The sequence below is a fragment of the Brevibacterium sp. CSND-B09 genome, assembly GCF_052906525.1.
In genome coordinates this window covers 211453-233032 of the sequence record NZ_JBREGI010000001.1, presented here as the reverse complement: position 1 = coordinate 233032, position 21580 = coordinate 211453, and the positions used below count along the sequence as shown (strand labels likewise).

The 21580-nt window shown below is 63.5% G+C and carries 17 protein-coding genes; 13 read left to right on the top strand and 4 right to left on the bottom strand.

Going from position 1 to position 21580, the window contains the following annotated elements:
- Positions 1-200: 200 nt before the first annotated feature.
- Positions 201-1595, top strand: a complete 1395-nt coding sequence (gene pdxR / locus ACU4IU_RS01215; RefSeq protein WP_172169083.1) for a MocR-like pyridoxine biosynthesis transcription factor PdxR — start codon at positions 201-203, stop codon at positions 1593-1595.
- Positions 1592-1981, top strand: a complete 390-nt coding sequence (locus ACU4IU_RS01210; protein ID WP_172169086.1) for a hypothetical protein — start codon at positions 1592-1594, stop codon at positions 1979-1981. The genes pdxR and ACU4IU_RS01210 overlap by 4 nt, the downstream gene beginning before the upstream one ends.
- A 180-nt stretch (positions 1982-2161) precedes the next feature.
- Here ACU4IU_RS01210 and ACU4IU_RS01205 read toward each other — a convergent pair whose 3' ends face one another.
- The 3 genes from ACU4IU_RS01205 to ACU4IU_RS01195 form a co-directional block, all read right to left on the bottom strand.
- Positions 2162-2806 (bottom strand): 4'-phosphopantetheinyl transferase family protein, encoded by a 645-nt coding sequence (locus ACU4IU_RS01205; protein WP_446655689.1) that lies wholly within the window; start codon positions 2804-2806, stop codon positions 2162-2164.
- A 3-nt stretch (positions 2807-2809) separates the two neighbouring features.
- Positions 2810-3268, bottom strand: coding sequence for a LapA family protein (locus ACU4IU_RS01200; protein WP_139466917.1), 459 nt, complete (start codon positions 3266-3268; stop codon positions 2810-2812).
- A gap of 102 nt (positions 3269-3370) precedes the next feature.
- On the bottom strand, positions 3371-5599 hold the full coding sequence (locus ACU4IU_RS01195; protein ID WP_181270422.1) for an NADP-dependent isocitrate dehydrogenase: 2229 nt from the start codon (positions 5597-5599) through the stop codon (positions 3371-3373).
- Positions 5600-5756: 157 nt separating this feature from the next.
- Here ACU4IU_RS01195 and ACU4IU_RS01190 point away from each other — a divergent pair, with 157 nt between their 5' ends.
- The 4 genes from ACU4IU_RS01190 to ACU4IU_RS01175 all read left to right on the top strand — a co-directional run bounded on the left by ACU4IU_RS01190 (position 5757) and on the right by ACU4IU_RS01175 (position 9129).
- Positions 5757-6398: a thymidine kinase gene (locus tag ACU4IU_RS01190; protein ID WP_139466919.1), complete on the top strand. Its 642-nt coding sequence runs from the start codon at positions 5757-5759 to the stop codon at positions 6396-6398.
- A gap of 96 nt (positions 6399-6494) precedes the next feature.
- Positions 6495-7274, top strand: a complete 780-nt coding sequence (locus ACU4IU_RS01185; RefSeq protein WP_139466920.1) for an alpha/beta fold hydrolase — start codon at positions 6495-6497, stop codon at positions 7272-7274.
- Between the two features lie 82 nt (positions 7275-7356).
- The gene (locus ACU4IU_RS01180; RefSeq protein ID WP_446655688.1) at positions 7357-8427 is read left to right on the top strand and encodes an NADH:flavin oxidoreductase/NADH oxidase; all 1071 of its coding nucleotides are present in this window, start codon (positions 7357-7359) and stop codon (positions 8425-8427) included.
- A gap of 48 nt (positions 8428-8475) precedes the next feature.
- Entirely contained in the window at positions 8476-9129 is a 654-nt protein-coding gene (locus ACU4IU_RS01175) for an MBL fold metallo-hydrolase (protein WP_139466922.1), read from the top strand.
- A 2-nt stretch (positions 9130-9131) separates the two neighbouring features.
- Here ACU4IU_RS01175 and ACU4IU_RS01170 read toward each other — a convergent pair whose 3' ends face one another.
- The gene (locus tag ACU4IU_RS01170) at positions 9132-9716 is read right to left on the bottom strand and encodes a hypothetical protein (RefSeq protein WP_229663900.1); all 585 of its coding nucleotides are present in this window, start codon (positions 9714-9716) and stop codon (positions 9132-9134) included.
- 259 nt (positions 9717-9975) lie between these two features.
- Here ACU4IU_RS01170 and ACU4IU_RS01165 point away from each other — a divergent pair, with 259 nt between their 5' ends.
- The 7 genes from ACU4IU_RS01165 (at position 9976) to ACU4IU_RS01135 (ending at position 21578) form a co-directional block, all read left to right on the top strand.
- Positions 9976-11781, top strand: a complete 1806-nt coding sequence (locus ACU4IU_RS01165) for an ABC transporter family substrate-binding protein (RefSeq protein ID WP_446655687.1) — start codon at positions 9976-9978, stop codon at positions 11779-11781.
- A 104-nt stretch (positions 11782-11885) separates the two neighbouring features.
- On the top strand, positions 11886-13430 hold the full coding sequence (locus ACU4IU_RS01160; RefSeq protein WP_139907628.1) for an ABC transporter permease: 1545 nt from the start codon (positions 11886-11888) through the stop codon (positions 13428-13430).
- Complete coding sequence (locus ACU4IU_RS01155; RefSeq protein ID WP_139466925.1) at positions 13427-14458, top strand: ABC transporter permease; 1032 nt, start codon at positions 13427-13429, stop codon at positions 14456-14458. Before ACU4IU_RS01160 ends, ACU4IU_RS01155 begins: the two co-directional genes overlap by 4 nt.
- The gene (locus ACU4IU_RS01150) at positions 14458-16380 is read left to right on the top strand and encodes an ABC transporter ATP-binding protein (RefSeq protein WP_446655686.1); all 1923 of its coding nucleotides are present in this window, start codon (positions 14458-14460) and stop codon (positions 16378-16380) included. Before ACU4IU_RS01155 ends, ACU4IU_RS01150 begins: the two co-directional genes overlap by 1 nt.
- Before the next feature lie 106 nt (positions 16381-16486).
- Positions 16487-18397 carry a translational GTPase TypA gene (gene typA / locus ACU4IU_RS01145; RefSeq protein WP_446655685.1) on the top strand — a complete coding sequence of 637 codons (1911 nt, stop codon included), beginning with the start codon at positions 16487-16489 and terminating at the stop codon, positions 18395-18397.
- Between the two features lie 52 nt (positions 18398-18449).
- Complete coding sequence (locus ACU4IU_RS01140; RefSeq protein ID WP_446655684.1) at positions 18450-19769, top strand: PIG-L family deacetylase; 1320 nt, start codon at positions 18450-18452, stop codon at positions 19767-19769.
- Between the two features lie 48 nt (positions 19770-19817).
- Positions 19818-21578, top strand: a complete 1761-nt coding sequence (locus tag ACU4IU_RS01135) for a VanW family protein (RefSeq protein WP_248283831.1) — start codon at positions 19818-19820, stop codon at positions 21576-21578.
- Positions 21579-21580 lie beyond the last annotated feature (2 nt).

Below are 21580 nucleotides of genomic sequence, written 5' to 3'. Positions count from 1 at the left end.
ACTGTCGCGGAGTCGATCCGGGTCGCCACGGGGAACAGAACAGAGGGATCTCTGTCTGCTGCCGGAGGTCGGAGGGATCGTGGTTCTTCGGGGTGAACGGCCGTTCTCGACCAGCCTAAACCGATGAGTGGCTCATTGAGAGAGCCAGTAATATGCAAGTATTTTAGGCCAGATAGACGTGATCGCTCTATGATCGACTCATGGTCACGAAGTCACCGAACGGCACTCAGGCCGAGGGCATCGCTCTGCCGGTGAACGTCGACAAAGGTCTGTCGACTCCGCTGCCGGATCAGCTCACTCAGGAGCTGCGTCGTCTGATTTCGGAGGGGACTCTGCGGCCGGGGGATGCTGTGCCTTCGAGCCGTCGGTTGGCCAAGCATCTCGGAATCTCTCGCGGCAGTGTGGAGACCGCCTATGCGCAGCTTGCCGTGGAAGGATTCCTCATCGCCGCCGAGCGTTCGGCCACGCGGATCAATCCCGACCTGCCCGCCGCCTCGACGACGGTGCGTCCCAAGCGCCGAGTTCCGGACTCGCCGAGGCGGCGCCTGCGCAACTATGTCGACCTGCGCCCGGGGTTCGGCGGTGACGATCCTCTGCGCGAACCGGCCTTTCGTCGGGCCTGGAGGGAATCACTCGACCTCGACCCGGGCCCGATCGACCCCTTGGGCCAGCCCCGTGCCCGGTGGGCGATCGCCGACTATCTGCGGCTGACTCGTGGGATGGCCGTCGACCCCGACGAGATCATCCTCACCAGCGGGTCTCGCGATGGTCTGCGCCTGCTGCTGAGCCTCGGCGTCTCCGGATCCATCGCCGTGGAGAATCCCGGTTTCCCGGGTCTGCGCCAGGCGATGACCGACCAGCAGCTTGTGCCTCTGGACTTGGTCGGCTCCTCGCCGGCACGGGCCGATGTGGCTGCGGCCGTCGTGACACCGAATCACCAGTTCCCGCACGGAACACCGATGCCGGTCGACCAGCGTGCCCGCCTGCTGGACTGGGCAGCTCGAGGAAACGTCCTCATCGTCGAGGACGACTACGACAGTGAGGCCCGCTTCACCCGCACAGTGCTGCCGACCCTCTTCGACCTCGCATCATCGACCGGCAGCAGCGCGCAGGTCGTCCACATCGGCACCTTCTCTGCCCTGCTGACCTCGGCCGTATCGACCGGATACGTCATCGCTCGCGGACCGATCTCGGAGGAGCTCATGAGCCTGCGCGCGGCACTCGGGCCGGCCTACTCGCCGATTCTGCAGATGGCCATCGCCTCCTACCTCGGCTCCGGTGGGCTGCGTCGCCGCATCTCCCGGGGACGGCGGCGACTCCGGGCCGCCGAGGATGTCGTATCCGAGATCGGCCCGATCCCCGGTCTCGTCCACGAGGGACGCACCCTCGTCATCGAAACGTCTCAGGCCCAGGCCGAAAGCCTCCTGAGGGAGCTAGCCGAGCGCGGCATCCTCGTCGCCTCGTTGGCTCGCGGCTGGACCGGTGGCGACGAGATTCGACACGGTCTGGTCATCGCCCATTCGAACGTCGAGGCCCCTGCGCTGCGGGAGGCCTTGGGGGCGGTGAAGTCCCTGTTGAGTAGGATTCAGTCATGAGGAATTCCGGATTTGCAGTCGACGGCATCATCAAGCTGCTGCTGGCCGTGCTCGGCTTCATCTTCATCGGCGGGCTCGAGGACTTCTTCCTCGCCCCACGCTGGTTGGTCGTCACCGCGCTGGTGCTGCTCTTCCTCAGCGCTGCCACCCAGATCTCCTATGCCGTGACCAAGGGGGAGAAACGCTACCTGAAGTTCCCGATGGTCTTCGACGCGCTTCTCATCGTCGCGGTCGTCGTCGGCCTCATCCTCGCCGCTGCGAGCAACCCTGCCGGCGCCTGGGTCCTCTTCGGATTGGTCGGAGTGGGCTCGTTGGGCATCGCCGTGGTCTTCACGACCGGCGAGAACGGCCCGTCGTTCAGCGAAGACGAGCCGCAGAACCCCTGACCGCTGTCGCACGCCGCCCTACGCCGATGAAGCGTTCCCGCACGGTGCTTTCCGTCGATCAAGCGTTCCTGCGCGCCGCTCTCCGTCGATCAAGCGTTGGCGCACTTGTGCGCCCGTCTACCGGCACGTATCTGCTGTAGGCCTTGATCGGCGCGCAGCTGACGTCGGCACGGCGTGCGCTCAGCGGTTGAAGGCGATGGCCGCGATATGGCCGTCGGGAATACCGGCCTCGAGATCGTGGATGTCGACATCGGGATGCGGTGAGTTCGGTTCCGGTCCGGCGCCGATGTAGTCGAGACCCGGATCGCGAGCCAGGCCCGTGCTCAGCGCCTTGAGAAAAGCTTCGGTGCGCGCCCACACACGGACGAAGCCGGCAGCGAAGTCGTCATCGGGAAGCGCTTCGAGTTCTGCCCGTTCTCTCTCATGGAGCAGCTGCATCGCCTCCAGTGCGACATCTCGCTCGGGGATCGCTTCGATGTCGAGTCCGACCGGGTCGTCGGAGACGGCGATGAGGACGAGGCGACGAGACCTCGAGACCGAGAACTCGCACTCGTCGTGACGTGGTTTGCCCGCCGAGTCGAGGCGGATCTCGATCGCGGCGGGGTCCTGACTCAGATGCGCTCCGAGCACATGGCGGAGGACGACCCGGCCGGCAGACCAGGTGGCGGCCGCCTCGGCGTCGAATTCCTTCGCATAGTTGCGTTCCTGCTCGGTGAGCACGGAATCGTCATCCCGCGCCCAGGCCGCTTCGGCCGAGGTATCGGCGAGGATGAGAGTGACGGGCAACTCGGTGGGCAGTTCGGTGAAGCTGGGGTGGTGCGCCATCGATCAGCGGCCCAGGGCCTTGTTGATCTTCTTCAGCTTGCGGTTGAGCACGAAGATCCGCACCGAACCGATGATTCCGGCGATGAGGATGCCGCCGATCGCAGCGAAGAGCATCGCCACGCCCAGGGGCAGTTCGAACTGCCAGCCGAAGTACTTGAACTCGGCCGGGACATTGTTCTGCAGAATGAAGATGAGCAGCAGGACGACGATGAGGGCGCCGAGGATGAGGGAGACCCACATTCCCGCGGACATTCCGGATCCGGCCTTCGTCGACGGCAGTTCACCGGTGTGTCCCGTCGGAGGCTGGGTCTGCTCATGCCTCTCCTGCGGGGACATCTCTCGGGTCTTGTCCACCGCAGCGGTCTCGCCCGTCGCGGGAGTATCGCTGCCGAGGACTGAATCGGTTTCGGCCAGGAGCTCTTCGGGCGTCTGCGAATCGCCACGCGGGTCTTGAGTACTCATGCGCCCCATCATAACTGCTGATGGGGCGCATAAGGCAGGTTTGCAGAAAGAGTCCCGGCAACCGCTGCCGGGACTCTTTCCTAAGGGGTGTCGATCAGTTGATCAGACGGTCTTGCTCAGCGAGGAGATGATCTCATTGAGCGTGGCCGAAGGCCGCATGGCGGCTTCGGTCTTCGCATCGTTCGGGTAGTAGTACCCACCCAGGTCGACCGGGCCGCCCTGAACCTCGAGGAGCTCGGCCACGATGGCGTCCTCCTTCTCAGCCAGTGCCTTCGCCACGGGGGCGATGGCCTCGGCCAGAGCTTCGTCCGCGGTCTGCTCGGCCAGCTGCTGCGCCCAGTACAGGGTGAGGTAGAAGTGGCTGCCGCGGTTGTCGATCTCGCCGACCTTGCGCGACGGCGACTTGTTCTCTTCGAGGAACTTGCCGGTCGCGGCGTCGAGGGTGTCGGCCAGCACTCCGGCCCGCTCGTTTCCGTGGACGTTGAACTCGTGGCGGAAGGACTCTGCCAGGGCGAGGAACTCACCGAGGGAGTCCCAGCGCAGGTGGTTCTCCTCGACGAGCTGCTGAACGTGCTTCGGAGCCGAGCCGCCGGCACCGGTCTCGAACAGCCCGCCGCCCGCGATGAGCGGAACGACGGAGAGCATCTTCGCCGAGGTGCCGAGCTCCAGGATCGGGAACAGGTCGGTGTTGTAGTCGCGGAGCACGTTGCCGGTCACCGAGATGGTGTCCTTGCCCTCACGGATGCGGTCGATGGAGAACTGAGTGGCCTCCACCGGGTTCATGATGCGGATGTCCAGGCCCTCGGTGTCGTGGTCCTTGAGGTATTCCTCGACCTTCGACGTGATGTTGCGGTCGTGGGCGCGGGTCTCGTCGAGCCAGAACACGGCCGGAGTCTCGGACAGGCGGGCACGGGTGACGGCGAGCTTGACCCAGTCGCGCACTGGGATGTCCTTCGTCTGGCAGGCACGCCAGATGTCACCGGCAGCGACCTCGTGGCTCATCAGCACATCGCCGGTGGAGTTGACGACCTCGACGGTTCCGGCCTCCGGGATCTCGAAGGTCTTGTCGTGGCTGCCGTACTCTTCGGCCTTCTGCGCCATGAGACCGACGTTGGGCACGGTGCCCATGGTCCGCGGGTCGAAGGCGCCCTTGGCCTGGCAGTCCTCGATGACGGTCTGGTAGACGCCGGCGTAGGAGGAGTCGGGGATGACGGCCAGGGTGTCCTGGGTCTGGTCATCCTTGTTCCACATCTTGCCGCCGACGCGGATCATCGCCGGCATAGAGGCATCGACGATGACGTCGGAGGGCACGTGGAGGTTCGTGATGCCCTTGTGCGAGTTGACCATGGCCAGGTCGGGCCCGTCGGCCAGACCCTTCTCGATTCCGGCTTTGACTCCGGCAGCCGCCTCGGCAGGCAGGGTGTCGAGCCCGGCGAGGATGGCGGCCAGTCCGTTGTCGGAGGTCAGTCCCGCCTCGGCGAGGACGTCACCGTACTCGGCGAAGACGTCGGGGAAGAAGGCTTCGATGACCTTGCCGAAGAGGATGGGGTCGGAGACCTTCATCATCGTGGCCTTGAGGTGGACGGAGAAGAGGACGCCGTCGGCCTTGGCCGCGGCGATCTGGTCCTTGACGAATTCGTCGAGGGCGGCGGCGTTCATCTTCGTCGAATCGACGATCTCGCCGGCCAGAACGGGCAGGGACTCCTTGAGGACCTTCGTCTCTCCCGCAGCGGTGCGCAGGCGGATCGACAGGGTGTCATCGGCCTCGATGATCACGGACTTCTCGTTGTCGCGGAAGTCGTCCGAGCCCATGGTGGCGACGCGGGTCTTCGAGTCCTTGGACCATTCGCCCATCGAATGCGGGTGGGCCTTGGCGAAGTTCTTCACTGCCTGCGGAGCGCGACGGTCGGAGTTGCCCTCCCGCAGCACCGGGTTGACGGCCGAACCCTTGACCTTGTCGTAGCGTGCCCGAACGTCCTTCTCCTCATCGGTCGAAGGCTCTTCCGGGTAGGCGGGCAGGTCGTAGCCCTGGGACTGCAGTTCGGAGATCGTCGCCTTCAGCTGCGGGACGGACGCCGAGATGTTGGGCAGCTTGATGATGTTGGCATCGGGGGTCTTGGCGAGATCGCCCAGCTCCGCGAGTGCGTCGCCGACCTGCTGTTCCTCAGGCAGACGGTCGTTGAACTGGGCCAGCACGCGTGCGGCGAGAGAGATGTCCCTGGTCTCAACCTCGACACCGGCCGACGTGGCGAAGGCTTCGATGATCGGCTTGAGCGAATACGTCGCCAGAAGCGGCGCTTCATCCGTGCGCGTGTAAATGATTTTAGCCATAGTTAAGGACCACTCCGCATCTTCTTGGGGTTTATCGCCCTCCATCCTACCTTCTGGGCCATTTCGGTAGGCGGCCCCGGCCGATGATGGTGCTCACATCCCCAGGTGGCACCCGGTAGTCTTCTGTGTCGGCACGGACAACAGAAAGAGGACGACAGTGGCCAAACTCTACTTCCGGTACGGGGCGATGAATTCCGGCAAGTCGACCGCTCTTCTGCAGGCGGCCTTCAACTACGAGGAACGCGGCCAGCGCGTTCTGCTGGCCAAGCCGCTGATCGACACCAAAGGCGCATCGCAGATCGTGTCCCGATTGGGCGTCACCCGTGAGGTCGACTTCGTCATCCCCGCCGACGGTGACGTGGAGCGGATCTATGCCGAACATGCCGACTACGTCGACCACGATGCCCTCATCGAATCCATCGACGCCCCGAAGATCCCGGTCGCGTGCCTGCTCATCGACGAAGCGCAGTTCCTCAGCCCCGTCCAAGTGGATTCGCTCATGCGGATCGCGACCACCGCCTCGGTGCCGGTGATGTGCTACGGAATCCGCACAGACTTCCAGACGAAGGCATTCCCCGGTTCAGCGCGACTGCTCGAGATCGCCCACACCCTCGAGGAACTCAAGACGATCTGCCGCTGCGGCCGCAAGGCGATGTTCAACGGCCGCCTCGTCGACGGACAGTTCATCTTCGACGGCGATCAGGTCGCCATCGACGGCAATTCCGTGACCTATGAGTCACTGTGCCCGAGCTGTTATCTCGAGTACTCCGGCGGTAGGCTGTTAACGACAGACTCCTGACCGATCCCGACACAGCTTCCCCGTCGAATCCAGCTCATCGACGACCGTCGTATCCAGTCGAAATCCGTTCGCACTTTCAGTTCTCAAGGAGCCTCCATGCGCATCGCCGTTCGTGCCTTCAACGACAATCCCGGTTCTCCCGTCCTCGTCTTCGGCAACGCTTTGGGCACTCGGATGCCTTTGTGGACCTCCGTGGCCGCGCGTCTGGCCGACGATTTCCAGATCTATCTCACCGACCTTCCCGGACATACCCTTCCCGCCGGCGATTCCCTCGCCGAGGCGGCCGCCCCGCTGACAGTCGAAGCGCTGGCTTCCGGTGTCGTCGAGTCCCTCGCCGAGCTCGGGGTGGAGTCCTTCATCTACTGCGGAGTCTCGATCTCCGGCGGCGTCGGTCTGACCCTGGCGCTCAACCACCCCGATTCGCTGACCGGACTCGTCGCCTGTGCGACGGCCGAGAAGTTCGGCACTCCGGAATCCTGGGACGAACGCATCGGCGAAGTCCGCGCCGACGGCACCAAGGGACTTGTCGATGACACCGCCGATCGGTGGTTCGCCGCCGGGTTCCTCGGCGAGGACATCGCCACCGGCCACCTCATCCTGTCCGACCTCGCCCTGGTCGATGACGAGGCGTACATCGCGGCCGCCTCGGCGCTGAAGACCTACGATCTGAGTGGGAAGCTCGGCTCGATCGCCACCCCGACGCTCGTCATCGCCGGCGCCCAGGATTCCGGCTGCACTCCCGAAGCGATGTCGGAGATGGCCGAACAGATCGAAGGTTCGCACTTCGCCACGATCCCGGACTCCGCTCACCTGCCGATGGTCGAACACCCTGAGATCGTCGTCGATCACATCCAGGAGTTCTGCGGCCAGCTCTAGAGGGGCGGGGACCGCGGCATCTTCGCCGTTCCGGTATTCGGGACCAGTGTCTGAGTCCGAGCGGAACTGGCAGACTGATGTCATGACTGAGCTGTTCGAACCGCTGACACTGCGCGGAACCGAGATCCCCAATCGCATCTGGCTGGCACCGATGTGCCAGTATTCCTGCGAAGCCGAAGACGGAATGCCCGGCCCCTGGCATCTCGTCCACCTCGGTGCCCGGGCGCAGGGCGGATTCGGGCTCATCCTCACCGAAGCCTCCGCAGTCGTCCCCGAAGGTCGAATCTCACCACAGGACGCCGGAATCTGGAACGACGACCAGGCCGAGTCATGGTCGGCCGTCGTCGACTTCGTCCACTCCCAGGGCAGCATCATCGGGATTCAGCTCGCCCACGCCGGCCGCAAGGCCAGCACCTATCGTCCTTTCACCGGTGAACCGAAGGGCAGCGTCCCCGAGTCCGAGGGCGGATGGCCGACGTTCGGCGCCAGCTCCATCGCCTATCCGCAGCTGGCCGAGCCCGTGGAGATGACGAAGGACGACATCGCCGAGGTGGTCGCCGCCTTCGCGGCCGCTGCCCGACGTTCGATCGATGCCGGGTTCGACCTCGTCGAGCTCCACGCAGCCCACGGCTATCTGCTCCATTCCTTCCTGTCCCCGCTGTCGAACCAGCGCAGCGACCAATACGGCGGCGATCTCGCCGGTCGGTCCCGACTGCTCCACGAGGTCTATGCGGCCGTCCGCGCCGAGGTCGGTGAGGATGTGCCGGTGTTCGTACGCATCTCGGCCAGCGAATGGACCGACGGCGGATTCGACATCGCCGAAGCCGCCGATGTCAGCCGTGCGCTGTCGGAGGCTGGAGTCGACCTCATCGACGTCTCCTCGGGCGGCAACTATCCGGTGCGGATCCCCATCGGTCCCGGTTACCAGGTGTCGCTGGCCGCGGCGATCCGCGCCGAGGGCGTGCCGACCGGAGCCGTCGGACTCATCACCGATCCGAAGCAGGCCGAGACCATCCTCAGCACGGGACAGGCCGATGCGATCTTCATGGCCCGAGCAGCCCTGCGCGAACCTTCCTGGCCGCAGCGGGCCGCCCATGTCCTCGGAGTCGAACCCGGACCCTACCCTCCGCAGTACACCCGCGGAGCCTGGTGACCTGTCCCTGAACCTCGGAAGCATCAGCACAGATTGAGGAGTTTGGAAATGCACACGATCGAAACCGAGCACGTCATCATCCGCTCTATCGCGGTCTCCGAGATGGCGAACAACGTCTATCTGCTCACCGCCAAAGAGACCGGCTCCCAGGTGCTCATCGACGCCGCCGACGACGCCGAGGCGATCACCGAGCTCATCGACTCGGGAGCCCAGGACACCGACGCGGAACCCATGCTGCGAGCGATCATCACCACACACCAGCACTGGGATCATATTCGGGCACTGCCGGCCACCTCGGCGAACTATCCGGAGGCGATGACGATCGCCGGTGCCGCGGACGCGGCCGCCATCACCGAGGCGGAAGGAGTGGAGATCGCGCACTCTGTCGATCACCTCGATGTCGGAGACTTCGGCGGATTCGTCCTCCAAGCCATCGCACTGCGCGGGCACACTCCCGGCTCGATCGCACTGCTTCTGCGCGACGGCGGTCAGACGATCCTGTTCTCCGGTGACTCGCTGTTTCCGGGCGGGCCGGGCAAGACCTGGTCGGCGGAGGACTTCACCTCACTCATGGACGACCTCGAGGAGCGGGTATTCGGCGAACTTCCGGACGAGACTCTCGTCCTGCCCGGACACGGGGACTCGACCACCCTGGGCGAGGAACGTCCGAAACTGGGGGAGTGGCGCGAACGCGGCTGGTGACCTCAGCTCGGCAGTGCCGCGAAGCCGAAGAGCGCCCAGACGATGGCGAGGAGACCCACGGCGATGATGCCGATGTTCCATCTCGTCTCGATGACACGCTGCCCACCGGGGTTGGCGAGTTCTGCGTCGCTGAGCGACGAATAGCGCTCGAGCACTGTGTCGACGGCCGGGCTCGGATTCTCGACGAGCCGGCGCATATCGTGCTCGTCCTTCTCCCACTTCTTGCCCTTGCCGGCCAGCGGCCATGAGGCGAACTTCTTCTCATGGGTGCGCACGCTCAGACCGAAGTGGGTCTCGAAGCCGTCGACGAGGTTCCACGGGATCGTCACGGTCTGCAGCGGATTGACCAAGATGAGCTGCTGTCTGTGCAGCTCGACGCGGGGGAACCGGTAGAAGACGAAGACCAAGGTGCCGACGGCCAGAGGGATGCCTGCGGCGGCCAGACCGCGCAGCGTGAAATCGCCGAAGAGGATTGAGAGCACGCCCAAGGCGCAGAGCCCGCCGACGATGAAGAACAGGGCCGTCGAACTCGTCGTCCGCACGACGGTCGGCTCGGTCTCATTGCGATCTATCTCACTGTCAGCCACCTGATCATCCTATCCATTGAGACTGAACAAAAGTTGTCTGTTCCCTTGGTTTCGAAACGGTAACGATTCCGAAATTTGCTCATTATGTGGACTCCGTCACAGTCGCCGGTGAATTAACTTTGTTGCAATCCATGTGAAAAACATGAACGCGGTCACATGCGCTTCGGTCTCTGCCGAAATGCTTCACGTGACCGGAATGCACTCCGGCTTTGGGGTGCAAGAACGAGGGTGACTCGCCCTAGAACAACAAGGAGAGAACGTGAACAAGCGCTTCCTCGCGGCTGGTGCCTCTGTGGCTGCCGCTGCAATGGTGCTCACCGCCTGCACACCCCCTGGCGGAGGCGATGACGACGAAGCATCGAAGGACACCGCCATCAATATCGGTTGGAACGAATCGTTCCGGTCGATGAATACGCTGACCGCCAACGGCAATGCAACCTCGAACGCCATTCTCACCTACATGATGAATGACAACTTCGGGTACTACGATGGTGACCTCGAAGTTCAGGACGGAGCCCTCGGCAAGGTCGAACAGGTTTCCGAAGACCCGCTCAAGGTCAAGTACACATTCAATGATGATGCCAAGTGGTCCGACGGCACCCCCGTCGACGCCGCCGACCTGGCGCTGACCTGGGCCGGCACCTCGGCGAACTTCAACACCGTCGAAGCCAACAACAACGACGACGGAACGGTGAAGAAGAACGACGCGAAGACCGTCTACTTCGATTCCTCGACCGCCGGTTCGGCTCTGATCAAGAAGTTCCCCGAGATCTCCGACGACGGCAAGGAGATCACCCTCGAATACTCCAAGCCTTTCGCCGACTGGCAGACCGAATTCGGCACTGGTGCCGACGGCGTCGGTGTGCCCGCTCATATCGTGGCGAAGAAGGCTCTCGGGATCGACGATGCCGAGAAGGGCAAGGAGGCCATCCTCAAGGCCATCAAGGACAAGGACACCGAGAAGCTGTCGAAGATCTCGAACACCTGGAACACCGGGTTCGACTTCACTTCGATGCCGAAGGACGAGGACCTGCTGGTCCACAACGGTCCGTACAAGATGACGAAGTTCGAGGAGGGACAGTATGTCACCCTCGAACTCGACGACAAGTACACCGGTCCGGTGAAGCCGAAGGTCAAGACAGTCACGGTCCGCTACAACGGCGACCCGATGGCGATGATCCAGGCGATCGAGAACGGTGAGGTCGATATGACTCAGCCGCAGGCGACCGCTGACGTCCTCTCCGCCGCCGAGAAGATCGACGGAGTCAATGTCGATGCCGCCGATGGTGCGACGTATGAGCACGTCGACTTCACCTTCGACAACAAGGGTCCCTTCGATCCTGCTGCCAACGGCGGCGACAAGGAGAAGGCGAAGAAGGTCCGTCAGGCGTTCCTCAAGGCTCTGCCGCGTGAGGACATCGTCGAGAAGATCATCAAGCCCCTCAACGACAAAGCCGTCACCCGTGATTCGTACTCGCAGGTGCCGGGTTCGCCGATGTACGACGCGATCACCAAGGTCAACGGCGTCGCCGATGCCGCAGATGGTGACGTCGAGGCCGCGAAGAAGCTGCTCAAGGAAGCCGGAGTGGACTCCCCGACCGTGCGTGTCATGTACGACAACACGAACTCGCGTCGTCAGCAGGAGTTCCAGCTGATCAAGGAATCGGCTGAGAAGGCCGGCTTCAAGATCAAGGATGTCGGAGATGTCAACTGGGGCACCCGCCTCGGTGACGGCACCTACGATGTTTCGCTGTTCGGTTGGCAGTCCGAGGGCACCGGCGTGTCCGAGAACGATGCGAACTTCCGCTACGGTGCGCAGAACAACTACGGCGGCTACAAGAGCGAGAAGATGAACAAGATCCTCGACAAGCTTCTCGTGTCCAAGGAAGAGGAGCAGCAGGATCTCCTCATCGACATGGAGAAGCAGCTGACCGAAGATGCCTTCGGTGCGCCGATCTTCCAGTTCCCCGAACTGACGATCTACCGTGACAGCGTGAAGAACGTGAAGTCGACCGCTGTGTCGCCGACGATGTTCTGGAACTACTGGGAGTGGGAAGTCAACTGATCCGCGACTGACGCGATCGGTTCTTCTCCACTCAAGCCTTCTGTGGGGATCACTGTGTGGTCCCCACAGCGGCGTTTTCGGAAGATTGAAACGGAACTCCCATCATGATCAGATTCATCCTCCGACGATTGCTGTCGACAGCGCTCGTGCTCCTCGTCGTCACCTTCGTCCTCTACCTGCTCCTCAACGTCGCGCTCGACTTCTTCTGGGACCTGCGCGCGAGCACATCACCGAACATCGAAGCTCTCTACGAGTCGCGTCGACGTCTCCTCGACCTCGACACTCCGGCCATTGTCCGTTATTTCAAGTGGTTGGCAGGAGTCGGCGGCTGCGCCATCGGCCAATGTGACTTCGGCATCGCCTGGAAGTCGGGTCAGGAAGTCACCGAACAGCTGCAGGGCGCGATCGTCAACACGATCAAGCTCATCACCGCCTCGACGATCGTGGCCATCATCCTCGGCATCGCCGTCGGCATGATCTCGGCCATCCGCCAGTACTCGGGCTTCGACTACTTCATCACCTTCGTCTCGTTCCTCCTCTACTCGCTGCCCGTCTTCTGGGTGGCGGTGCTGCTCAAGCAGTACGGAGCGATCGACATCAACAACTTCATCAACGATCCGACCTTGGAATCCTGGTGGCCGATCATCATCGGCTGTGTGGCCATGGGGCTGTTCTGGATGGGTGCGCTCGGCGGCAGCGCGAAGCGTCGCGTGATCACCTTCGTCGCCGCAGCGGTCATCACCTTCGGCACCATCTACTACATCCTCGCCAGCGGCTGGATGCAGCACCCGACGATCGGCCTCCTCGGCGTGGTCGTCATCGGCGCCGGTGCGGCCATCGTCATGACGTACCTGTCGACGGGCCTGAAGAACCGCCGCGTGCTCTATGCCACACTCATCACGGTGGCCGTCGGCGCGCTGCTCTACTGGCCGCTGATGAACCTCTTCTACTACGTCGACATGAACTGGCTGTGGATGTTCGGGCTCTTCATCGTTGCGATCGCCGTCGCCGTCGGCATCGGTCTGGCATTCCGAGGCCCGGATCCCTGGGATACCGCGCGCACGACGAGCTTCACGGCCATCATCGTGGCAGTGCTCATCTTCGCCGACCGTGTGCTGCAGGGCTGGCAGGAGTATTCGGACGACCCGGCCATCAACAATCGTCCGATCGCGACGATCGGTGCATCGGCGCCGAATATCGACGGCGACTTCTGGATCACGAACCTCGACTCGTTCACTCACCTGCTGCTGCCATCGATCGCTCTCGTCCTCATCTCCTTCGCCTCGTACACCCGCTATACCCGCGGTTCGATGCTCGAGGTCCTGGGCCAGGACTACATCCGCACGGCACGAGCCAAAGGTCTCAACGAACGTACGGTGATCATGCGGCACGCTATGCGCAATGCGCTGCTGCCATTGGCCTCGGTCGTTCCCGTCGACATCATCACAATGATCGGCGGTGCCGTCATCACGGAGACGATCTTCGGCTGGAACGGCATGGGCAAGCTCTTCATCGATTCGCTGAGACAGGCAGAGCTCGACCCGGTCATGGCCTACATCCTGATCACAGGCCTGCTCGCTATCATCGCCAACCTGGTCGCGGACTTCCTCTATGCCGTCCTCGACCCGAGAATCCGAGTGAACGCATGAGTACTGACAACGACAAACAGAACGCTCTCGCCCTCGACGAAGTCGGGGACAATGCGATCGAGTCGAAGGAAACCGAAGGTCTTTCCCAGGGCAAGATCGTCCTGCGCAAATTCCTCCGTCACAAAGGCGCGATGATCTCCATCGTCGTCCTTGTGCTCGTGGCCATCTTCGCCTTCAGCGCACAGGGATTTGCGGGAATCCCCGGTTGGTGGAAATTCAGTCATACGGCGTCCGGGCCCGTGGTCAACCCCGGCGGAGCCCCGACCTGGTCGTTTGCGAACTTCTTCTCACTCGGTGATCATCCCTTCGGTCAGGATGAGATCGGTCGTGACAACTTCTCCCGAGTGATGAAAGGGACACAGATCTCTCTCGTCGTCATGTTCATCATCGGCATCGTCTGCCTGATCATCGGCACGGTCGTCGGTGCTGTTGCGGGCTACTACCGCGGTTGGGTCGATTCGGTGCTCATGCGCATCACCGACGGTTTCGTCATCCTGCCGGTCATCGTGGTCGGATCGATCCTCGGTGTGCTCGTCGGCGGAGCGAACGGCCCGCTGCTCGGTGTGGCGCTGGGCTGCATCCTCTGGGTGGGTCTTGCACGTCTCGTCCGCGGTGACTTCATGTCGCTGCGCGAACGGGAGTTCGTCGATTCGGCCCGCGTGGCCGGGGCCAGCGATTTCCGGATCATGTTCAAGCACATGCTGCCCAATGCCATGGGCGTCATCATCGTCAACACGACGCTGATCATGAGTCAGGCGATCGTGCTCGAAGCCTCGCTGAGCTACCTCGGCTTCGGCATCAAACCGCCCGGCATCTCGTTGGGACAGCTCATCAGCGAATACCAGACCTCCTTCGCCACTCGTCCGTGGCTGTTCTGGTGGCCCGGCTTGTTCATCATCGTCATCGCTCTGTGTGTGAACTTCATCGGCGACGGTCTGCGCGACGCGTTCGACCCGCGGATGAAGACCATCCCGAGTTGGAGGAAGATGAAGAAGGCCGAGCGCATGGCACAGAAAGAAGCGAAGTGATGGCTGAGAAGAAAGCAGAGGCCCAGCCGAAGACGGGCTCCCCGATCCTCGAGGTCAATGACCTCGGAGTCCAGTTCTGGGTCAGCGACGAATGGTGGATGGCCGCCGAACACCTCGACTACACGGTCAATGCCGGCGAGGTTCTTGCGATCGTCGGCGAGTCCGGCTCCGGAAAGTCGCAGTCGAGCATGTCACTGCTCGGCCTCCTGCCGAGCAACGGCCGTGCGACCGGCTCAGCGAAGCTCAATGGGCGCGAACTCATCGGCATGCCTCCGGAGAAGATGCAGGCCGTGCGTGGCAACGACATCTCCGTGATCTTCCAGGAGCCGATGACTGCGCTCAACCCGGTCTACACCGCGGGGTACCAGATCGTGGAGACGCTGCGCGTCCACCTCGACATCGGTCCCAGTGAGGCGAAGCAACGGGCGCTCGAGCTCATGCGGCTGGTGGAGATCCCTGATCCGGAGGATCGGTTCCATTCGTTCCCGCATCAGCTCTCCGGCGGTCAGCGTCAGCGCATCATGATCGCGCAGGCTCTGGCCTGTCAGCCGAAGCTGCTCATCGCCGATGAGCCGACCACGGCGCTCGACGTCACGGTGCAGGCCGAGATCCTCAAGCTCATGCGCGAACTGAAGTCGAAGCTCGATGCGGGCATCATCCTCATCACGCACGATATGGGCGTGGTGGCGGATATGGCCGATCGCATCATCGTCATGCGCGCCGGCAAGGTAATCGAATCGGGTACCGCGGAGGAGATCTTCTACAACCCGCAGCATCCGTATACGAAGCAGCTCCTCGAGGCTGTTCCTCACCTCGGTGAGGGTACCGACAGCGAAGCATTCGGCGGCAGCATCGACGATGTCGAGGCCTCGCTGTCCGATATCACTTCCGATCAGGCCTCGCACGCCGATGACCCGGTCGGCGCACCGGACTCCGCCGTAGGTGGCGACGGTCTCTCCGAGGCCGGGGCTGCCGATATGGCCGTGGCCGAGGCGCGCGCTCAGGTGACCGCGCAGGACCGTCCCGATATCGAGATGGACTCCACGGAGACGTACTACCATCCAGGTTCGCAGGCGGACTTCTCGAAGCCCTCTGCCCTGCAGCTGCGTGACGCCGCGATCGAGTACCCCGCAATCGGACGGAAGAAGGCCTTCCGCGCCGCTCATCACATCAATCTCATGATCGCCCCCGGCGAAGTCGTGGGCCTGGTGGGGGAGTCGGGGTCGGGCAAGACCACGATCGGGCGCGCCGCTCTCGGGCTGCTGCCCACCGTTGAAGGCGACATGGTCGTCAACGGCACGAGCATCAAGGGCCTGAGCAATAAGCAGATGAGGCCCCTGCGCAAGGAAGTCGGGATCGTGTTCCAGGATCCCGGTTCCTCGCTCAACCCGCGACTGCCGGTCGGAGAGTCGATCGGTGAGCCGCTCTACCTCCACGAGGGGATGAAAGGGCCGGAGCTGAGCAAGCGGGTCGAGGAGCTGCTGACCGCGGTCGAACTGCCGACTTCTATGCGCAACCGCTATCCGCATGAGCTCTCCGGAGGTCAGCGTCAGCGCATCGGCATCGCCCGTGCCCTGACCCTGCGCCCGAAGCTGCTCATCGCCGATGAGCCGACCTCGGCCCTCGACGTGTCCGTGCAGGCGAAGGTCCTCGACCTGTTCGAAGGCCTGCAGAAGGAATACGGCTTCGCGTGTCTGTTCATCAGCCACGACCTGGCCGTGGTCGAGCGCATCGCCGAGCGCATCGCGGTGATGCGCCACGGCTACCTCGTCGAGATCGGCAAGTCCTCACAGGTCGTGTCGAACCCCGTCCACCCGTACACACAGCGTCTGCTGTCTGCGGTTCCCGTTCCGGATCCGCAGGAGCAGCGCAAGCGTCGGGAGGCCAGGGACGCGGTTCTCGAGGCCACGATGAACGCCTGAGTCCGCCCAAGCTGACGGCCACCTGCACGCGAGAGCGTGCGGGTGGCCGTATAATTGTCTGTTGGGTCCGGGCTGGACCGATCTCTCTATCTCAAAAAGGTTCTTGATGACTGAAGCCATCACACGACGGGAAAACCGCCGAAACGTAGCAATCGTCGCACACGTCGACCACGGCAAGACCACGCTGGTCGACGCCATGCTCCGGCAGACCGGTGTGTTCAGCGAACACGGCGACTTCGCCGAACGCGTCATGGATTCAGGCGACCTCGAACGTGAGAAGGGCATCACCATTCTCGCGAAGAACACCTCCGTCCTCTACAACGGTCCCTCGGCCGGCGAGGACCCCATCGTCATCAACGTCATCGACACCCCCGGGCACGCCGACTTCGGTGGTGAGGTCGAGCGCGGACTGTCCATGGTCGACGGCGTCGTCCTCCTCGTCGACGCATCGGAAGGTCCGCTGCCGCAGACCCGCTTCGTCCTGCGCAAGACGCTGGCCGCGAAGCTGCCCGTCATCCTCGTGATCAACAAGACCGACCGTGCCGATGCCCGCATCGACGGAGTCGTCGAGGAAGCTCAGGACCTGCTCCTGGGTCTGGCCTCCGACCTCGCCGACGAAGTCCCCGACCTCGACGTCGACTCCGTCCTCGATGTGCCCGTCGTCTTCGCGGCCGCGAAGGCAGGTGCCGCCTCCCTCGAACAGCCCGCCGATGGAGCGGTCCCGGACAACCCCGACCTCGAACCGCTGTTCAAGACCATTCTCGAGACGATCCTGGCACCGGAGATCAACTCCGACGGCATCCTCCAGGCACATGTCACGAACCTCGACGCCTCGCCGTTCCTCGGCCGTCTGGCTCTGCTGCGCATCTTCGGCGGCACGTTGAAGAAGGGGCAGCAGGTCGCCTGGGCCCGCGGTGACGAGATCAGCTCGGTGAAGATCACCGAACTGCTCGAGACCCAGGGTCTCGACCGGGTGCCCGCCACGGAGGCCTCGGCCGGTGACATCGTCGCCGTCGCCGGCATTCCCGACATCATGATCGGTGACACGCTCACCGACATCAACAATCCGAAGCCGATGCCGGCGATCGTCATCGACGATCCGGCGATCTCGATGACCGTGGGTATCAACACCTCCCCGTTGGCCGGCCGTGAGAAGAACACGAAGGTCACCGCCCGCATGGTCAAGGACCGCCTCGACCAGGAGCTGGTCGGCAACGTCTCGCTCAAGGTCGTCCCGACCGAACGCCCCGACGCCTGGGAGGTCCAGGGTCGCGGTGAGCTGGCTCTGGCCATCCTCGTCGAGCAGATGCGCCGTGAAGGATTCGAACTCACGGTCGGCAAGCCTCAGGTTGTGACCAAACAGGTCGACGGCAAGGTCCATGAGCCCTTCGAAGAGCTCACGGTCGATGTGCCGGAGGACTACCTCGGCGCCGTGACCCAGCTGCTGGCTGCCCGCAAGGGTGTCATGTCGACCATGACGAACCACGGCACCGGCTGGGTGCGGATGGAGTTCAAGGTCCCCGCTCGCGGCCTCATCGGATTCCGCACTCGGTTCCTCACCGAGACCCGCGGCACCGGTATCGCGAACACGATCTCGGCCGGATACGGACCGTGGGCCGGCAACATCGAGTTCCGCATCAACGGATCTCTCGTGGCCGACCGCGCGGGAACAGTGACCCCGTACGCGATGATCAACCTGCAGGACCGCGGTACCTTCTTCGTCGAACCGACCTCCGAGGTCTACGAAGGCCAGATCGTGGGCGAGAACTCGCGCGCCGACGATATGGACGTCAACATCACGAAGGAGAAGAAGCTGACGAACATGCGTTCGGCTTCTGCCGACAGCTTCGAGAACCTCACTCCGCCGCGCAAGCTGACCCTCGAGGAGAGCCTCGAGTTCGCTCGTGAGGACGAATGCGTCGAGGTCACCCCGGGTGCCATCCGCATCCGCAAGGTCGAACTCGATCAGAAGGAACGCGCAAAGCTCTACGCGAAGATGCGCCGCCAGAACGCCTGAGCCGGATTCCTTGATCCGGCAGCACCGAATGACCTCGAGCACCCAGGAACCAATGACTGTTACGCCACGCGTCCTCTTCGTGCACGCTCATCCCGACGATGAGACGATCACGACGGGCGGCACGATCGCCGAATTGGTCTCCGAGGGTGCCGAGGTCATGGTGCTCACAGCCACCCGCGGTGAGGGCGGCGAGGTCATCCCCGCAGAGCTGAAGCAGCTCGAGGGCGACCGGGCTGGTCTCGCCCGGGTCCGGGAGCAGGAGATCGCCGAGGCGATGCGTGCTCTCGGTGTGCGTATGCACACCTTCCTCGGCGGGACCACGCGCACCTTCGAGGATTCGGGAATGGAATGGGGACCGGACGGTCACGCTCGACCCGCGGCATCGATGACCGACAACGCTCTGTGCGCAGCCGACATCACGACCGTGGCCAGACACATCGCCGCCGTCATCGACGCCTTCGAACCGCATGCGATCATCACCTACGCCGCCAACGGGGGCTATGGTCACCCCGACCACGTGCGGGTGCACGAGGCCACGACCGCGGCAATCGACTTCGCCGAATGGCGGACCGGTCGACTGCTCTACGTCGACACCCCCACCGAGGTTGCCCGCCATTCGTTCGACCCGCACCAGGCAGGCTTCGCAGACACCGGATTCGCCCCCGCCGAGACGATCCCGGCCAAACCGCCGGTCGGTCAGATCGTCATCGACCAGGACGTCAGCGCGGTGCTGCCGGCGAAACGGGCAGCGCTGGACGCTCACCGCACGCAGGTAAGTGTGTCGGGCGGCTTCTTCGCTCTGTCCAACGGTGTCGGTCAAAAGATCGGCGATCGCGAATACTTCTCGATCGGGGCAGGAACTCCGATCTCATCCGAGATCCTCAACACCGGACCGGCCCCGCACGTGCTCACCGGCCTCGACGTCGCAGCGGTCGAAGCTCAGGAGAACGCGGCGGCTCAGCCCCTGCGACGGCGACGGGAGCCGCGGAAGCCCGGAGTCTTCGCCTACCTCCACTCCGCTGTGCTCGGACTGCTCATCGCGTTCCTCGGCACCATGCAGCACCTCAACGTCACGGTGGTCAACCTCGGCGAGACCCCGATCATCCTGCCGTGGGGACTCGTGCTGGCCCTGGCTCTGGCCGCGGCGGGACTGTGGCACCTGAAGACGATGTATCGCAGCAGCGCCCCGATGCTGGTCGCCGCCGTGATCATCGCCGTACTGTCCTTCGTCTTCGGCCAGCCGAAGTGGTTGCCCGGCGCAGATATGATCGTCACCGGACTGCTGCGTTCCGTTGTGTGGCTGCTCGGACCGATGGTCCTGGCTGCCGTCTTCTCCTTCATCAACGTGCGCGGGCACGATCGCACTCGCTAGACTCGTGCGAACCGCACCGAATCAGTCGTTATCGACACCCTCGGGAGAATGATGCCGACCAATACCCTGTCCGATGGAACCTCGAACGCAGGCGGGCCCGACCCGTCCGGCAGCGCTGCCCGGAAGAAGTCGGTTTGGCCCTTCATCCTCGTGGCCGTCGTTGTGCTGGCCGCCATCTATGTGGTGATCGGCTTCTTCAGCGGTCGCATGCTCGCGCCGGGGACGACCGTGGCGGGAATCGACATCGGCGGCAAGTCCGCGACAGACGCCGAGAACACCCTGCGCAACGACCTGCGCGATGACGCGGAGAAGGACATCGTCTTGAAGGCCGGAGAACCGACGGCGAAGCTCGACCCGGAGAAGGCCGGAATCACCTTCGACGCGGAAGCGACAGTCGAGCGCATCACCGGCTTCAGCCTCGACCCCACCGTCATCTGGGACCGCCTGTTCGGCGAGGACGAAGTCGATCCCGTCATCGAGGTCGACGAGGAGAAGTTCGACAAGGAGACTGCGAAGGTCACGGAATCCCTGGCCGTGGATCCCAAGGACGCCGAACTCGAGTTCGACAAGACCACACCGAAGGTCAAGGACGGCAAGAAGGGCCAGACCGTCGAGACCGCCGCCGTGCGCAACGCCGTCGACGATCATTGGCTGCGCACCGAGGATGCTCTCCCGGTCAGTCCGACGAACGTCGACCCCGATATCACCACGTCCGAAGCCGAGGACATGGCCGACGGATTCGCGAAAGACGCGGTGAGCAAGGACCTCACGATCACGGCGAAGCCCGGGAAGGATGCGGATTCGAAGGTCAAGGGCGGTGACCTCACCGTGTCTCCGAAGACCGTCGCGAAGACTCTGACGTTCAAGGCCGAGGACTCGAAGCTCAAGCCTGTCTTCGATCAGGAGGCCCTGCAGAAGTCCGTGTTGGCCGCGAACAAGGACATCGGGCGACCGGCCGAAGACGCGAGTTTCGAGATCAAGGACGGCAAGCCCGAGGTCGTGCCATCCCGCGATGGAATCGGAATCAAGGCCAAGGAACTGACCGCCGCGGTCACCGACGCCATCAACGGCAAGGAGGACAAGCCCACGGTCACTCTGGCCTCGGTCAAACCCGAGTTCACGACGAAGGACGCGAAGAAGGCCGATGTCTCCGACACCGTGTCCCACTTCTCCACCGGCTACAGCTCCGAACCCAACCGCGATACGAACCTGCGGGTGGCCGCGAAGAGGGTCTCCGGCACGGTTCTCAAGCCCGGTGAGCAGTTCTCCCTCAATGAAGCTCTGGGCCAGCGCACCGCCGCAAACGGCTACAAACCTGCCGGCGTGATCTCCGAAGGGCAGATGAAGGAAGACTACGGCGGCGGCGTCTCGCAGGTGTCGACGACCCTGTTCAATGCGGCGTTCTTCGCCGGCTTCGAACTCGACGAACACCAGGCGCATTCGCGCTATATCTCCCGCTACCCGGAGGGCCGCGAGTCGACCCTCGACTGGTCGTCGATCGATATGAAGTTCACGAACAACTCGAAGACTCCGGTCGTCCTCGACATGTACCTCAAAGACGGAGAGGTCCACGCGAAGGTCTTCGGCGTCAAGAAGTACGATGTGTCGGCCGACGCCTCGGACCGGTTCAACCACACGTCACCGGGGTCGGTCACCGAAAGCGGGCCTTCTTGCTCCCCGCAGTCGCCGAAGGGCGGCTGGTCGATCCGGATCACCCGGACCATGAAAGACATCGCTTCGGGTAAGACCACGAAGGACGGCTTCACCACGGTGTACCGGCCGGTGAACAAGGTCGAGTGCAAGGGCTGAGC

Bases quoted from the DNA above. Each gene is read 5' to 3' on its own strand.
- pdxR (WP_172169083.1), top strand. From the start codon at position 201: ATGGTCACGAAGTCACCGAACGGCACTCAGGCCGAGGGCATCGCTCTG.
- ACU4IU_RS01210 (WP_172169086.1), top strand. From the start codon at position 1,592: ATGAGGAATTCCGGATTTGCAGTCGACGGCATCATCAAGCTGCTGCTG.
- ACU4IU_RS01205 (WP_446655689.1), bottom strand. From the start codon at position 2,806: ATGGCGCACCACCCCAGCTTCACCGAACTGCCCACCGAGTTGCCCGTC.
- ACU4IU_RS01200 (WP_139466917.1), bottom strand. From the start codon at position 3,268: ATGAGTACTCAAGACCCGCGTGGCGATTCGCAGACGCCCGAAGAGCTC.
- ACU4IU_RS01195 (WP_181270422.1), bottom strand. From the start codon at position 5,599: ATGGCTAAAATCATTTACACGCGCACGGATGAAGCGCCGCTTCTGGCG.
- ACU4IU_RS01185 (WP_139466920.1), top strand. From the start codon at position 6,495: ATGCGCATCGCCGTTCGTGCCTTCAACGACAATCCCGGTTCTCCCGTC.
- ACU4IU_RS01180 (WP_446655688.1), top strand. From the start codon at position 7,357: ATGACTGAGCTGTTCGAACCGCTGACACTGCGCGGAACCGAGATCCCC.
- ACU4IU_RS01175 (WP_139466922.1), top strand. From the start codon at position 8,476: ATGCACACGATCGAAACCGAGCACGTCATCATCCGCTCTATCGCGGTC.
- ACU4IU_RS01160 (WP_139907628.1), top strand. From the start codon at position 11,886: ATGATCAGATTCATCCTCCGACGATTGCTGTCGACAGCGCTCGTGCTC.
- ACU4IU_RS01155 (WP_139466925.1), top strand. From the start codon at position 13,427: ATGAGTACTGACAACGACAAACAGAACGCTCTCGCCCTCGACGAAGTC.
- ACU4IU_RS01150 (WP_446655686.1), top strand. From the start codon at position 14,458: ATGGCTGAGAAGAAAGCAGAGGCCCAGCCGAAGACGGGCTCCCCGATC.
- typA (WP_446655685.1), top strand. From the start codon at position 16,487: ATGACTGAAGCCATCACACGACGGGAAAACCGCCGAAACGTAGCAATC.
- ACU4IU_RS01140 (WP_446655684.1), top strand. From the start codon at position 18,450: ATGACTGTTACGCCACGCGTCCTCTTCGTGCACGCTCATCCCGACGAT.
- ACU4IU_RS01135 (WP_248283831.1), top strand. From the start codon at position 19,818: ATGATGCCGACCAATACCCTGTCCGATGGAACCTCGAACGCAGGCGGG.